Annotated in this window: 13 protein-coding genes; 10 read left to right on the top strand and 3 right to left on the bottom strand. The window is 67.5% G+C overall.

The window, feature by feature from the left end:
- Positions 1–58: 58 nt before the first annotated feature.
- Both FHT38_RS12130 and FHT38_RS12125 read right to left on the bottom strand, forming a co-directional pair.
- Entirely contained in the window at positions 59–703 is a 645-nt protein-coding gene (locus FHT38_RS12130) for a YbhB/YbcL family Raf kinase inhibitor-like protein (protein ID WP_183491916.1), read from the bottom strand.
- 50 nt (positions 704–753) lie between these two features.
- Positions 754–1065, bottom strand: a complete 312-nt coding sequence (locus tag FHT38_RS12125; RefSeq protein ID WP_183491915.1) for a putative quinol monooxygenase — start codon at positions 1063–1065, stop codon at positions 754–756.
- A 108-nt stretch (positions 1066–1173) separates the two neighbouring features.
- On the opposite strand from FHT38_RS12125, the gene FHT38_RS12120 reads away from it, so the two are divergent.
- The gene (locus FHT38_RS12120) at positions 1174–2139 is read left to right on the top strand and encodes a GlxA family transcriptional regulator (protein WP_183491914.1); all 966 of its coding nucleotides are present in this window, start codon (positions 1174–1176) and stop codon (positions 2137–2139) included.
- Between the two features lie 52 nt (positions 2140–2191).
- On the opposite strand, the gene FHT38_RS12115 is transcribed toward FHT38_RS12120, so the two are convergent.
- Positions 2192–2869, bottom strand: coding sequence for a type III effector (locus FHT38_RS12115; protein ID WP_183491913.1), 678 nt, complete (start codon positions 2867–2869; stop codon positions 2192–2194).
- Between the two features lie 257 nt (positions 2870–3126).
- Between FHT38_RS12115 and FHT38_RS12110 the strand changes: the two genes are divergently transcribed.
- The 9 genes from FHT38_RS12110 (at position 3127) to pstB (ending at position 13622) form a co-directional block, all read left to right on the top strand.
- On the top strand, positions 3127–3945 hold the full coding sequence (locus FHT38_RS12110; protein ID WP_183491912.1) for an alpha/beta fold hydrolase: 819 nt from the start codon (positions 3127–3129) through the stop codon (positions 3943–3945).
- A gap of 92 nt (positions 3946–4037) precedes the next feature.
- Positions 4038–4712: an RlmE family RNA methyltransferase gene (locus FHT38_RS12105; protein WP_147240355.1), complete on the top strand. Its 675-nt coding sequence runs from the start codon at positions 4038–4040 to the stop codon at positions 4710–4712.
- 242 nt (positions 4713–4954) lie between these two features.
- Positions 4955–6859: an ATP-dependent zinc metalloprotease FtsH gene (gene ftsH / locus FHT38_RS12100; protein WP_183491911.1), complete on the top strand. Its 1905-nt coding sequence runs from the start codon at positions 4955–4957 to the stop codon at positions 6857–6859.
- Between the two features lie 219 nt (positions 6860–7078).
- The gene (folP, locus tag FHT38_RS12095; RefSeq protein WP_183491910.1) at positions 7079–7927 is read left to right on the top strand and encodes a dihydropteroate synthase; all 849 of its coding nucleotides are present in this window, start codon (positions 7079–7081) and stop codon (positions 7925–7927) included.
- Positions 7928–8075: 148 nt separating this feature from the next.
- Complete coding sequence (gene glmM / locus FHT38_RS12090) at positions 8076–9410, top strand: phosphoglucosamine mutase (protein ID WP_091733620.1); 1335 nt, start codon at positions 8076–8078, stop codon at positions 9408–9410.
- Positions 9411–9762: 352 nt separating this feature from the next.
- A complete protein-coding gene (pstS, locus tag FHT38_RS12085) occupies positions 9763–10797 on the top strand; it encodes a phosphate ABC transporter substrate-binding protein PstS (RefSeq protein ID WP_147240352.1) in 1035 nt (344 codons plus the stop codon).
- An 87-nt stretch (positions 10798–10884) separates the two neighbouring features.
- Positions 10885–11907 (top strand): phosphate ABC transporter permease PstC, encoded by a 1023-nt coding sequence (gene pstC, locus FHT38_RS12080; protein ID WP_404935706.1) that lies wholly within the window; start codon positions 10885–10887, stop codon positions 11905–11907.
- Positions 11904–12764, top strand: coding sequence for a phosphate ABC transporter permease PstA (pstA, locus tag FHT38_RS12075; RefSeq protein WP_183491908.1), 861 nt, complete (start codon positions 11904–11906; stop codon positions 12762–12764). The genes pstC and pstA overlap by 4 nt, the downstream gene beginning before the upstream one ends.
- A gap of 72 nt (positions 12765–12836) precedes the next feature.
- The gene (gene pstB / locus FHT38_RS12070) at positions 12837–13622 is read left to right on the top strand and encodes a phosphate ABC transporter ATP-binding protein PstB (protein ID WP_091733906.1); all 786 of its coding nucleotides are present in this window, start codon (positions 12837–12839) and stop codon (positions 13620–13622) included.
- The last annotated feature ends 13 nt before the right edge of the window (positions 13623–13635 follow it).

Genomic DNA, 13635 nt, shown 5'->3' with positions numbered 1-13635 from the left:
GAGGACGAACCGCCGGCGGGCGGTCGTCCTCAACCTCGGCATGGCCCGCGCCGGCGCGTCAGCGACCGTACAGCGCGGTGAACGAGGCCTTCCCGAGCATCTTGCGGCCCAGCCCCCGGTTCAGCACGAAGCCGTGCAGGGCCGCGGTCCCGGTCTTCGGGACGCCGGCGGCCGCGTCGATGTCCGCCACGGCCAACGCGTAGACGGTGAACACGTAGCGGTGCGCCTTCTCTCCCGCTGGCGGACAGGGGCCGCCGTAGTTGCCGTTCTCGCCGGTGACGCCTGTGTCGAGAAAGTCGTTGGCGCCGCCATGGGCGCCGGCGGGCAGGCGTGCCGCGGCGTTGCCCGCGCCGCGCGGCAACTGGGTGACCGAGGCCGGGATGTTGTAGACGGTCCAGTGCCAGAAGCCGCTGCCCGTCGGGGCATCCGGGTCGTAGACCTGCACCACGAAGGACTTGGTGCCGGCCGGGGCGTTCCTCCATTCCAGCGCCGGGGAGACGTTGTCGCCCGAGCAGCCGAAGCCGCTCAGGACGAACCGGTTGTCGATCCCGCCGCCCGGCGCGATGTCCGGGCTGGAGAGCGAGAACCCGTCGCTTGGCGGGGCGGCCGCCGGCCGGGCGGTGGCGGGCAGGGACGCGACGCAGGCCAGGGCGGCGGCGCAGGTCGCGAGCAGCGACCGGCGGGGCAAGACATTCGGAGACATGGACTTCCTTGTCGGCAGGGATGAATGGGGAAGGAGGGAGGACTTGTCCATCAGGCCGGGACCGGGGCGTTCTTCAGGCCCAGCACCTGGATCGATTCGATCGACGGCGGCACCGCGAACAACTCGTCCGCCCGGGCCATCAGTGCCTGCGCGATCGGGCCGGCCAGATGGTTCTGCCGGCCCGCCTCGTCGTGGAACGCGTCGAAGATACCGAAGCTCGTGGGGGACAGCCGCAGCGCGAACCAGATCGGCGTCGATGGCTCGTCCAGGGCCATCGCCAGGCCGGCGCGCAGGAACTCGGCCACTTCGGCTTCCTTGCCGGGCCTGGCTTCGAGACGCGCGAAAAGTGCAAACTGAATCATGGTGGGACACCTCTTCGGTTGATGCCGGACATCCGACAGCGGCCAATGTAGGTTTTCACCGCGTGGTGGCGTATTGCCGCGAATGACAACATCGATATCATTCGCGCCATGAGGATCTCGGTGCTTGCCGTCGACGGCGTCTTCGATACCGGCCTGGCCGCCGTGCTGGACACCTTCGCCACGGCCAACGAACTGGCCGAGCTGCAGCGGATGCCGTCGCCGCGCTTCGAGGTCCACGTTGTCGGCGTGCGCAAGAGGGTGCGCACGTCGCTGGGCCTGCGGGTGCCGGTGAAGGCGGTATCGACGCTCAGGCGGCCCGATTGGATCGTGGTGCCGGCCTTGGGGACCAAGATGCCGGAGCCCCTGCAGGAGGCGCTGGGGCGGCGGGAAGCGCAGGACGCGGCGGAGCAGCTGCGGTGCTGGCATGCCGGTGGCGCCCGCATCGGCGCTGCCTGCATCGGCGGGTTCCTGCTCGCGGAGTCCGGATTGCTCGACGGGCATGAGGCCACGACCGCCTGGTGGCTCGGCCCGCTGTTCCGCCAGCGCTACCCCGAGGTGCGGCTCGACGAGCAGCGGATGCTGGTGCCGTCCGGCCGGCTGGTGACCGCGGGCGCGGCGATGGGGCATCTGGAGCTGGCCTTGTGGCTGGTCCGGCAGAGCAGTCCCGCGCTGGCCGACATGACGGCGCGCTACCTGCTCGTGGACACCCGCCCGTCGCAGGCGCCTTACATGATCCCGGTGCATCTGGCGCAAGCGGACCCGCTGGTGCAGCGGTTCGAGGGCTGGGCCCGCGGCCGGTTGCGGGATGGGTTTTCGCTCGACGCTGCGGCGGCGGCGATGCACACCAGCAAGCGCACGCTGCAGCGGCGCATCGAAGCCGTGCTGGGCAAATCCCCGCTGTCGTATTTCCAGGACCTGCGCGTGGAACGCGCCGTGCACCTGTTGCGCACCAGCCGGCAGGATCTGGAGGCCATCGCCGCCGAAGTGGGCTACGCCGACGGCGTGACCCTTCGCACCCTGCTGCGCAGGAAGCTGGGACGCGGCGTGCGGGAACTGCGACGGCCGGGCGACTGAGTCCTTCGCGGTGGTGCTTGCGGGCGGTCCTCCGCCCCGGAGGCTCCGGCGATCAGCGCTCCGGCTCGGTCTTGACGTCCTTCAGCAGCGGCTGCATTTCCTGCGGCATCAGATGCGCCGGCAGCGGGCCGACATCGTGGTCGAGGAGCTGCCTCACGTTCTCGGCATGGGCATGCACGCAGTTGCTGCCCTCCAGGCCGCTGGTCTCGTAGCGCGGAAAGACCGTGCCCGCCTGCATGGTCTCGTAGAGACGCGACTGCTCTGGCGTCATCGTGCCGTGGTCGATCACCAGCGTCGACGGGCCGATGGGAAGCGGCTTGTCCTCGCCGGCGAGCTTCGCCTCCGCGCGCACGCCCATGACCTTGAACTTGCGGCCATCGCTCAATTCACCCTGCACGAGGAAGGAGTCTGGTCGCTGGCCCGCCACGAACTGTGGCGAATGCCCGAGCGCAGGCGCCAGTCTCGGATTGAGCCGCAGATCCTCGGCCGATGGCTGGAACTGCACATGGCCCGGCGTGAGGATCTTGGTCTCTCCGTCAGCCTCGCGCGTGCGCGTGGGGTCGATGACCGTCGAGATGGGGCGGGAACCCCGCTGCGGCAGGTCCGCGAGCGCCCCGCTGGGCAGGTTGGATGTGGACGTGGACTCGGCGCCGGACTTGCCGGCGTTGTCGCGGACCGATCCCAGCGCGGCGCGGATCGGTGGCGAATTGGTGAGGGGGCGTCTCCACACGGGTGTCTCCTGTCGCGGTTGTGGTTATGGTTGTGGTTGTGGTTGTCCGCCGAATCTAGGGCGGGCGAGTCCCGATGCGACGCCCGGTGCGAAACGGAGCAGGGCAGGGCGAAAGGCTTCGTTCCCGCGCACCGCCCTTCGCACGCTGCGCTCCGGGGCCTCCGGTGCGCTTCCTACAATTCCGCCCGGGCCTTGCGCGGTGGCGGGCAAGACCTGGCACCTCCGCCGACCTTCCCCCGATCTTTCCTCGTACACCCATGCCTGTCATCGACATCGCCGGCCGTTCCCTGCACTTCCAGGACCGCGGCACCGGATTCCCGCTTCTGCTCGGACACAGCTACCTGTGGGATTCCGCCATGTGGGCGCCGCAGATCGAGGCGCTGTCGCGGTCCTATCGCGTCATCGCGCCGGACCTCTGGGGGCATGGACGATCCGATGCGCCGCCCGAGGGCACACGCACGCTCGGTGACCTCGCCGCGCAGGCCGGGCTGCTGCTGGACGCGCTGGGCATCCGCGAATGCGCGGTGGTGGGCCTGTCGGTCGGCGGCATGTGGGGCGCCGAGCTCGCCCTGCGCGAACCGGAGCGGGTCCGCGCGCTGGTCCTGATGGACACCTACCTCGGCGCCGAGCCGGAGGCGACCCGCGCGCGCTACTTCCAGATGCTGGACACGATCGAGTCGCTGGGCCGGTTCCCACCGCCCATCCTCGATGCGGTGGTCCCGCTGTTCTTCCGCAGTGGCGCCGACCTGGGCGGACCCTTGCCGACGGCCTTCCGGCGCGCGCTTGAGGGTTTCTCCACCGAGCAGCTGCGCAACGCCATCGTGCCGCTGGGCCGGCTGATCTTCGGCCGTCCGGAGGCGCTGCCGCGCCTGGCGGCGCTCGATCCGGACCGCACCTTGCTGATGTGCGGCGCGCTGGACATCCCCCGTCCGCCGGCCGAAACCACCCGGATGGCCGAACTCATCGGCTGCGAGCAGGTCATCGTGCCCGACGCGGGTCACATCTCGAATCTCGAACAACCCGCGTTCGTCACGCGGGCACTGGAGGCTTGGCTGGAGCGGCAGATCGGGCGTTGATGGGCGCCGTGCAGTCCAGGCATACGTATCCGAGGTGATATGGTGCGGCCTGCGTCCAGGCGATCCCGCCGGAAGCTGCCGTGATCCGTGCCATGAAAGTCGATACCAAAAGCAAGAAGGTGAACAAGGCGTGGTTGAACAACCATGTCAACGATCCCTACGTGAAACAGGCCCAGAAAGAGGGCTACCGGTCGCGCGCCGCCTACAAGCTCAAGGAAATCGACGAGGAATTCCAGTTGATCCGGCCCGGGCAGGTGGTCGTGGACCTGGGGGCCTCGCCCGGCGCGTGGAGCCAGTACCTGCGCCGGCGCTTCGCGCCCAAGGAGGCGGGCGCCGGCGGCGCGGCGGTGGGCGCGCTGAACGGCCGCATCATCGCGCTCGACCTGCTGGACTTCGAACCGATCGAGGGCGTGGAGTTCCTCCAGGGCGACTTCCGCGAGCAGGAGGTGCTGGCGCAGCTGGAGGCGACGCTGGGCGGGGCGAAGGTGGACCTGGTGGTCTCCGACATGGCGCCCAATCTGTCGGGCATCGAAAGCACCGACGCGGCGCGGATGGAACACCTGATCGAACTGGCGTTGGATTTCGCCCAGCAGCACCTCAAGCCGGAAGGCGCGCTGGTTGCCAAGGTCTTCCACGGCAGTGGCTATGACCAGTTGGTGCACGCCTTCCGGGCGCAATTCAAGCGCGTGAAGACCGCCAAACCCAAGGCCTCCCGCGACAAATCCGCGGAAAACTTCCTGGTCGGCATCGGCCTGAAGAAGGGCTGAGCGGGCGCAAGCGGCCGTGCGGGCCGGTTCGGCCCCGGCTGAAGCCGCGATCAAGCGTCAAAGTCGGGGCCGCTTCGGGCGCTTGCCTTGAGGCATGCATGGCAATATCTATCGTGGCGTGTGGGAATGCCAATCAAGTCGTGGGACTTGACTGGCCTAGAATCCGCCCCATATGCCGTGAAAGTCCGCTGCCCGAGGCTGTTTCCATGGGTCGGCGGTGATGGAATGACAAAGGAGTCGCGGTGAACAATCAGTGGTTCTCGAAAGTGGCTGTGTGGATGGTGATCGCCTTGGTGCTGTTCACCGTCTTCAAGCAGTTCGATCGCAGCGCAACCCAGGGGACTCAGATCGGTTACTCGGACTTCCTTGAAGAAGTCCGCGCCAAGCGCATCAAGCAGGTGGTGCTGCAGGAAACCCCTGCCGGCACCGAGATCCAGGCAACGACCGGTGACGGCAACAAGCTTCGCACCACCGCGCCCTACATGGACCGCGGCCTGGTCGGCGACCTGATCAACTACGGCGTCAAGTTCGACGCCAAGCCCCGCGAAGAGCCGTCGGTCCTGATGAGCATCCTGCTCAGCTGGGGCCCGATGCTGCTGCTGATCGCCGTCTGGGTGTACTTCATGCGCCAGATGCAGGGCGGCGGCAAGGGCGGTGCGTTCAGCTTCGGCAAATCGAAGGCACGCATGCTCGACGAAGCCAACAACACGACCACCTTCGCCGACGTCGCCGGTTGCGACGAGGCCAAGGAGGAAGTGAAGGAGCTCGTCGACTTCCTGAAGGACCCGCAGAAATTCCAGAAGCTGGGCGGCCGCATCCCGCGCGGCGTCCTGCTGGTCGGCCCTCCCGGCACCGGCAAGACGCTGCTGGCCAAGGCCATCGCTGGTGAAGCCAAGGTGCCGTTCTTCACGATCTCCGGTTCGGACTTCGTCGAGATGTTCGTCGGCGTCGGCGCGGCCCGCGTGCGCGACATGTTCGAGCAGGCCAAGAAGAGCGCGCCCTGCATCATCTTCGTCGACGAAATCGACGCGGTCGGTCGCCATCGCGGCGCCGGCCTGGGCGGTGGCAACGACGAGCGCGAGCAGACCCTCAACCAGATGCTGGTCGAGATGGATGGCTTCGACACCAACCTGGGCGTCATCGTGATGGCCGCGACCAACCGTCCGGACATCCTCGACCCGGCGCTGCTGCGTCCGGGCCGCTTCGACCGTCAGGTGTACGTCACGCTGCCGGATGTCCGCGGTCGCGAGCAGATCCTGAACGTGCACATGCGCAAGGTGCCGGTCGGCCAGGACGTCCGCGCCGACATCCTGGCGCGCGGCACCCCGGGCTTCTCCGGTGCCGATCTGGCCAACCTGGTGAACGAAGCCGCGCTGTTCGCCGCCCGCCGCAATGGCCGGGTGGTCGACATGCAGGACTTCGAGAAGGCCAAGGACAAGATCATGATGGGCCCCGAGCGGAAGTCCATGGTCATGCCCGAGGAAGAGCGCAAGAACACCGCTTATCACGAAGCCGGCCACGCGCTGGTGGCGCGCCTGCTGCCCAAGACCGATCCGGTCCACAAGGTGACGGTGATCCCGCGCGGCCGCGCGCTGGGCGTGACGATGCAGCTGCCGGAAGGCGACCGCTACAGCATGGACAAGGAGCGCATGCTCTCGACCATCTCGGTGCTGTTCGGCGGCCGCATCGCGGAAGAGGTCTTCATGAACCAGATGACGACCGGCGCCAGCAACGACTTCGAGCGCGCCACGGCGATCGCCCGCGACATGGTCACCCGCTACGGCATGACCGATGAGCTGGGCCCGATGGTCTACGCGGACAACGAAGGCGAGGTGTTCCTCGGCCGTTCGGTGACGAAGACGACCAACATGTCGGAAGAGACCATGCGCAAGGTCGACCAGGAGATCCGGAAGATCATCGACGAGCAGTACACCATCGCTCGCAACCTGATCGAGGAGCACAAGGACAAGATGCACGCGATGGCGACGGCGCTGCTCGAATGGGAAACCATCGACGCCGACCAGATCGACGACATCATGGACAACCGCCCCCCGCGTCCGCCCAAGGACTGGACGCCGCCGGCCAACAAGTCGGACAGCGGCGGCTCCCCCGCGGTGAACACGGGCAGCGCTCCCGCCGCCGCCTGATCGTCGGGCAGTCAGCGCACCAGGGGATATCCCTTTGAAAGGCCGGTCGAGAGACCGGCCTTTCTGCTTTCAGCCCGGCGAAATTCACGACGGACCATTGGCGGGCCGTTAGCGGACCGTTAGCGCCGCACCTCCGCAGCTTCCGTCATACTGTCCGCTTGGCGTGGCAGTTCCCAGCGCGATCTAGCGTGCCGCCGCGCGCCCGATGTCCTGCCGCCCATGACTGCTGCCTCGATCTGGAAAACCACCCGCTTCGATCTCGACCTGACGGAGCGCCCGCTGGTGATGGGCATCGTGAACGTGACGCCCGATTCGTTCTCCGACGGCGGTCAGCATGCCGAGGCGGCCAAGGCGATCGACTTCTGCGAGCGGCTGCTGGGCGAGGGCGTCGACATCCTGGACCTGGGCGGCGAATCGACGCGGCCCGGCGCTCCCCGGCTCGACGCCGACGAGGAATGGCGTCGCCTGGAGCCGGTCATGCGGGCGGTGCTGAATTTCGGCGTCCCCGTCTCCGTCGACACCTGCAAGACCGAGGTGATGCGCCGGGCCCTGGACCTGGGCGTCGACATCATCAACGACGTGCAGGCGCTGCGGGATGAGGGCGCCGATGCGCTGCTCGCGGAACATGGCAGCGCCGGCATCTGCCTGATGCACATGCGCGGCGAGCCCGCCGGCATGCAGCAGCTGACCGACTACGCGGATGTCGTGACCGAGGTGTCGGCGTTCCTGGATGAACGGATGCGGCATCTGATCACGCAGGGCGTCGCGGCCGAGCGGATCACGCTCGATCCGGGATACGGATTCGCCAAGACGGTCGACCAGAACCTGAGCCTGCAGTGCCGGCAGCGCGAGCTGCTGTCGCTGGGGCGGCCGCTGCTGGTGGGGTGGTCGCGCAAATCGACCTTGGGGGCCGTGACGGGGCGGGCCGTCGACGAGCGCCTGCCGGCCAGCATTGGCGCGGCGCTGGCGTCGGTGGCCCTGGGCGCGCGGATCGTGCGCGTCCACGATGTCGGCGCCACGGTCGACGCGCTCAAGGTCTGGCAGGCTTTCGGCGCCCCACAAGGATGAACGGCCCGCGCCGTTCCCGGTCCACCCCCCCCCATCCCGCATCCCCCATCCCCCCGATTGCGGGCCCCATCCTGGGCGAGGAGGGCCCGATACGGCTTCGGCGACAATCCGCGGATTCACGATTGGGAAGTCTCAGGAGGTTGCTTCAATGAGCCGCAAGTATTTCGGGACCGACGGCATCCGCGGGACCGTTGGCCGTACCCCCATCACGCCTGACTTCATGTTGCGGCTGGGCCATGCGGTGGGCCGGGTGCTCAAGCGCAGCTATGCCAAGCCCAGTGTCCTGATCGGCAAGGACACCCGCATCTCCGGCTACATGCTCGAGTCGGCGCTCGAGGCGGGCTTTGCCTCCGCCGGCGTCAACGTCCTCCTGACCGGTCCCTTGCCGACCCCGGGCGTCGCCTACCTGACCCGGGCGCTGCGGCAGCACCTGGGCGTGGTCATCTCGGCCTCCCACAATCCCTTCGCCGACAACGGCATCAAGTTCTTTTCCTCCAAGGGTGAGAAGCTGCCCGATGCCTGGGAGCTCGACGTCGAGGCCGTGCTGGACGAGCCGCCGGTCTGGGTGGATTCCGCCAGCCTCGGCCGGGCGCGCCGCCTGGACGACGCACAGGGCCGCTACATCGAGTTCTGCAAGGCCAGCTTCAGCGGCGACCTCAGCCTGCGTGGCATGAAGCTGGTGGTCGACGCCGCGCACGGCGCCGCCTACCAGGTAGCCCCGTCCGTGTTCCACGAGCTGGGCGCGGAAGTGATCACCATCGGCAACAAGCCGGACGGTTACAACATCAACGACAAGGTCGGCGCCACGGCGCCCGAGGCCCTGGTCGCCGCCGTCAAGGAGCATCAGGCCGACTACGGCATCGCGCTGGACGGCGATGCCGACCGCCTGCAGATGGTCGACGGCGACGGCCGTCTCTACAACGGCGACGAGCTGCTGTACGTGATGGTGGCGGATCGCCTGGCGCGCGGAGAGCGCGTCCCGGGCGCCGTCGGCACGCTGATGACCAACATGGCGGTCGAGCTGGCGCTGCGCCAGCGGGATGTCGAGTTCGTGCGCGCCAAGGTGGGCGACCGGTACGTGCTCGAGGAGCTGGCCGCCCGCGGCTGGCAGCTCGGCGGGGAGGGCTCCGGTCACCTGCTGGCGCTGGACCGTCACACCACGGGTGACGGCATCGTCAGCAGCCTGCTGGTGCTGGAAGCCGTCTGCCGCAGCGGCCGTCGCCTCGTCGACCTGCTGGACGGCGTCTCCCTGTTCCCGCAGACCTTGATCAATGTGCGCCTGCAGGCCGACCAGCAGGACTGGAAGAGCAACCCGGCGCTCGCCCGCACCGAGGCCGAAGTCATGGCCGAACTGGGCGATCGTGGCCGGGTGCTGATCCGCAAGTCCGGCACCGAGCCGCTGCTGCGCGTCATGGTCGAGGCGAGCGATGCCGGGCTGGCGCAACGTTGCGCGGAACGTCTGGCCGACGCGATCCGCAGTTGAGCCTCGTAAGCCTGGGCGGCACGCGCCGCTCCGGGCAGTCCGGAACGTGAAAAAGAGAGCCGCCGGCGCGAAAGCGTCGGCGGCTTTTTTCCGACTCATCGCCCCAGCACGGGCCCACACCGTCGTCGAAAGGGTTTTCTGCGCGGTCTGGCGGGCCCTGGAACGAAGATGACAGCGGGGTGAATCGAATATGACAATGGCCGCGACCCGGCCGCCCAAGCGCCATTTCTCCTCTGAGGCGCTCTCCGTAACGAGATTTTTCCGACCCGGGGTCAGCGTCACGGATGTGTCACATTGAGGTCATAGCATCCGCTCCGTTCGCCAACCAACCAAGCGATAGGACTGAATGACCATGAATCAACTGCGTGCTGGCCTGCTGTTCGCCGCTTGCGCCGCGATGTTCTCCGTGGCCCATGCTCAAGAGGTGACCGGCGCGGGTGCCTCCTTCCCGGCCCCCGTGTACGCCAAGTGGGCTGACGCCTACAACAAGGCCACCGGCGTCCGCATCAACTATCAGTCGGTGGGTTCTGGCGCCGGCATCAAGCAGATCCAGGCCAAGACCGTCGACTTCGGCGCGTCGGACGCCCCCCTGAAGGACGAGCAACTGGCCAAGGACGGCCTGGTCCAGTTCCCGACCGTGATCGGCGGCGTCGTGCCGGTCATCAACGTCAAGGGCATCACCCCCGGTCAGCTCAAGCTCAACGGCCAGATCCTGGGCGACATCTACCTGGGCAAGGTTGCCAAGTGGAACGACCCCGCCATCGCCGCCCTGAACCCGGGCGTGGCGCTGCCGGACGCCGCCATCGCCGTGGTTCGCCGCGCCGACGGCTCGGGCACCAGCTTCCTGTTCACGAACTACCTGTCCAAGGTCAATGCCGAGTGGAAGTCCAAGGTCGGTGAAGGCACCGCCGTGAACTGGCCCACCGGCGCTGGCGGCAAGGGCAACGAAGGCGTGTCGGCCTTCGTGACCCGCCTGCCGAACTCGATCGGTTACGTCGAGTACGCCTACGCCAAGCAGAACAAGATGACCTACGTGCTGATGAAGAACGCCGCCGGCAACTTCGTCAGCCCCAGCGACGACGCCTTCAAGGCCGCTGCCGCCGGTGCCAAGTGGAACGAATCGTTCTACCAGGTGCTGACCGAGCAGGCCGGCAAGGACAGCTGGCCCATCACCGGCGCGACCTTCATCCTGATGCACGCCGCCCAGGACAAGCCGGCCCAGGCCGCCGCCGCGCTGAAGTTCTTCGACTGGGCCTACACCCAGGGCGACAAGACCGCCGACGAGCTGGACTACGTGCCGCTGCCGGCCGCCGTCAAGGACCTGGTCCGCAAGCAGTGGGCCGATCACGTGAAGGACGGTTCGGGCAAGGCCGTCAGCTTCAAGTGATCCTCGCCTGACGACACAGCCCGGTGACCCGCGTCGCGGCCACCGGGCTTTCGCACAAGAATTCCAGACACTCCCAGCGGAGGCCCCGTGGCCGCAATACTTCCAGCCAATTCCATCGACCGAGATCGCGGCCAGGAGCGCGCCCAGCCCGACGGTCGTCCGCCGCAGCGCCGACGCGTCGCGCCCTGGGCCGACACCGTGTTCTCGGCGCTGACGCACGGCGCGGCCTGGCTCACGCTGGCGCTGCTGGCCGGCATCATCGGCTCGCTGCTGATCGGAGCCGCGCCCGCGATCAAGCAGTTCGGCCTGAACTTCCTGATCACCGCGGACTGGGATCCGGTGCAGGAGAAGTTCGGCGGCCTGGTGATGATCTACGGCACGCTGATGACCTCGCTGATCGCGCTGCTGATCGCGGTGCCGGTGAGCTTCGGCATCGCGCTGTTCCTGACCGAGCTCGCGCCGGGCTGGCTGCGCCGCCCGCTGGGCATCGCCATCGAGCTGTTGGCCGCGGTGCCGTCGATCGTCTATGGCATGTGGGGCCTGCTGGTGTTCGGGCCGATCCTGGCGACCTACGTGCAGCAGCCGCTGCAGTCCCTGCTGGGCGGCGTGCCCTACCTGGGCGCGCTGGTGTTCGGCCCGCCGGTGGGCATCGGCATCCTCTCGGCCGGCATCATCCTGGCCATCATGATCATCCCGTTCATCGCCTCGGTGATGCGTGACGTCTTCGAGGTCACGCCCGCGATGCTCAAGGAATCGGCCTACGGCCTGGGCTCCACGACCTGGGAAGTGGTCTGGAAGGTCGTGCTGCCGTACACCAAGACCGGTGTCGTGGGCGGCATCATGCTGGGCCTGGGCCGCGCGCTGGGCGAGACCATGGCGGTCACCTTCGTGATCGGCAACATGAACCAGCTGAACTCGCTGTCGGTCTTCGAGGCCGCCAACAGCATCACCTCGGCGCTGGCCAACGAATTCGCCGAAGCCGGCGCCGGCCTGCACCAGGCCTCGCTGATCTACCTGGGCCTGGTGCTGTTCTTCATCACCTTCGTGGTGCTGGCGTTCTCCAAGGTCCTGCTCAACAAGCTCAAGAAGAACGAGGGAGCCCGCACATGAGCGCCACCAACGCCAAGCGCCTGGCGATGTACAACAAGCGCAAGCGCGTCAACCGGATCGCGCTGACGCTGTCGCTGGCCGCGATGGGCTTCGGCCTGGTCTGGCTGATCTGGATCCTGCTGGAGACGCTGATCCAGGGCGTCGGCGGCCTGACGATCGCGACCTTCACCCAGATGACGCCCCCGCCGATGGCGGAAGAGGGCGGCCTGGCCAACGCGATCTACGGCTCGCTGCTGATGGTCGGCCTGGCCACCTGCGTCGGCACCCCGATCGGCGTGCTGGCCGGCGTCTACCTCGCCGAGTACGGCCAGAAGACCTGGCTCGGCGCCTGCGTGCGCTTCATCAACGACATCCTGCTGTCGGCCCCGTCGATCGTCGTGGGCCTGTTCATCTACACGGTCGTCGTCACGCGGATGAAGTCGTTCTCGGCGCTGGCCGGCATCCTGGCGCTGGCGCTGATCGTGATCCCGGTGGTCATCCGCACCACCGAGAACATGCTGAGCCTGATCCCCAATGCGCTGCGCGAAGCCGCCTACGCGCTGGGCACGCCCAAGTGGAAGGTCATCCTGACCGTCACGCTCAAGGCCGCCCGCGCGGGCGTCGTGACCGGCGTGCTGCTGGCGCTGGCCCGCATCTCGGGCGAGACCGCGCCGCTGTTGTTCACCGCGCTGTCCAACCAGTTCTGGACCAGCTCGCTAGGCAGCCCGATGGCCAGCCTGCCGGTGACCATCTTCAAGTTCGCGATGAGCCCCTACGAGAACTGGCAGAAGCTCGCCTGGGCCGGCGTCTTCATCATCACCATCGGCGTGCTGCTGCTCAATATCGCGGCCCGCGTGCTGTTCAAGGAAAAGCATTGACCGGCTGACTGCCGCCGGAGCCGCAGGCTCCGGCGCCTCACGATCAACGAATCCCACGAATCGAGAAACAACATGGACGTCAAAGTCGACATGCCGGTGACCGAGAAGGCGAAGCTCTCGGTGAAGAACCTGAACTTCTACTACGGCAGCTTCCACGCGCTGAAGAACATCAACCTGGACATCCCCGAGAACAAGGTCACCGCCTTCATCGGGCCGTCGGGCTGCGGCAAGTCCACGCTGCTGCGCACGCTGAACCGGATGTTCGAGCTCTATCCGGAGCAGCGCGCCGAAGGCCAGATCCTGCTGGACGGCGAGGACATCCTCACCAGCAAGGAAGACGTGTCGCTGATCCGCGCCAAGGTCGGCATGGTGTTCCAGAAACCGACGCCGTTCCCGATGTCGATCTACGACAACATCGCCTTCGGCGTGCGCCTGTTCGAGACGCTGTCGCGCGTGGAGATGGACGAGCGCGTCGAATGGGCGCTGAAGAAGGCCGCGCTGTGGAACGAGGTCAAGGACAAGCTGAACCAGAGCGGCTCGGGCCTGTCGGGCGGCCAGCAGCAGCGCCTGTGCATCGCGCGCGGCATCGCCATCAAGCCGGAAGTGCTGCTGCTGGACGAGCCCTGCTCGGCGCTGGACCCGATCTCGACCGGCAAGATCGAGGAGCTGATCCACGAGCTCAAGCACGACTACACCGTCGCGATCGTGACCCACAACATGCAGCAGGCCGCCCGCTGCTCGGACTACACCGCCTACATGTACCTGGGCGACCTGATCGAATTCGGACCGACCGCGGAGCTCTTCATGAAGCCCAAGCGCAAGGACACCGAGGACTACATCACGGGTCGTTTCGGTTAATCAGAGGGGAGCG

Origin of the sequence: Mitsuaria sp. BK041, from assembly GCF_014193085.1 — a bacterium.
GTDB lineage: Bacteria > Pseudomonadota > Gammaproteobacteria > Burkholderiales > Burkholderiaceae_C > Roseateles.
The sequence above is the reverse complement of the archived record's forward strand: the minus strand, read 5'-3'. Positions and strand labels throughout refer to the sequence as shown.

Coding starts and splice junctions, on each gene's coding strand:
- FHT38_RS12130 (WP_183491916.1), bottom strand. CDS start 703: ATGTCTCCGAATGTCTTGCCCCGCCGGTCGCTGCTCGCGACCTGCGCC.
- FHT38_RS12125 (WP_183491915.1), bottom strand. CDS start 1,065: ATGATTCAGTTTGCACTTTTCGCGCGTCTCGAAGCCAGGCCCGGCAAG.
- FHT38_RS12120 (WP_183491914.1), top strand. CDS start 1,174: ATGAGGATCTCGGTGCTTGCCGTCGACGGCGTCTTCGATACCGGCCTG.
- FHT38_RS12110 (WP_183491912.1), top strand. CDS start 3,127: ATGCCTGTCATCGACATCGCCGGCCGTTCCCTGCACTTCCAGGACCGC.
- FHT38_RS12105 (WP_147240355.1), top strand. CDS start 4,038: ATGAAAGTCGATACCAAAAGCAAGAAGGTGAACAAGGCGTGGTTGAAC.
- folP (WP_183491910.1), top strand. CDS start 7,079: ATGACTGCTGCCTCGATCTGGAAAACCACCCGCTTCGATCTCGACCTG.
- glmM (WP_091733620.1), top strand. CDS start 8,076: ATGAGCCGCAAGTATTTCGGGACCGACGGCATCCGCGGGACCGTTGGC.
- pstS (WP_147240352.1), top strand. CDS start 9,763: ATGAATCAACTGCGTGCTGGCCTGCTGTTCGCCGCTTGCGCCGCGATG.
- pstA (WP_183491908.1), top strand. CDS start 11,904: ATGAGCGCCACCAACGCCAAGCGCCTGGCGATGTACAACAAGCGCAAG.
- pstB (WP_091733906.1), top strand. CDS start 12,837: ATGGACGTCAAAGTCGACATGCCGGTGACCGAGAAGGCGAAGCTCTCG.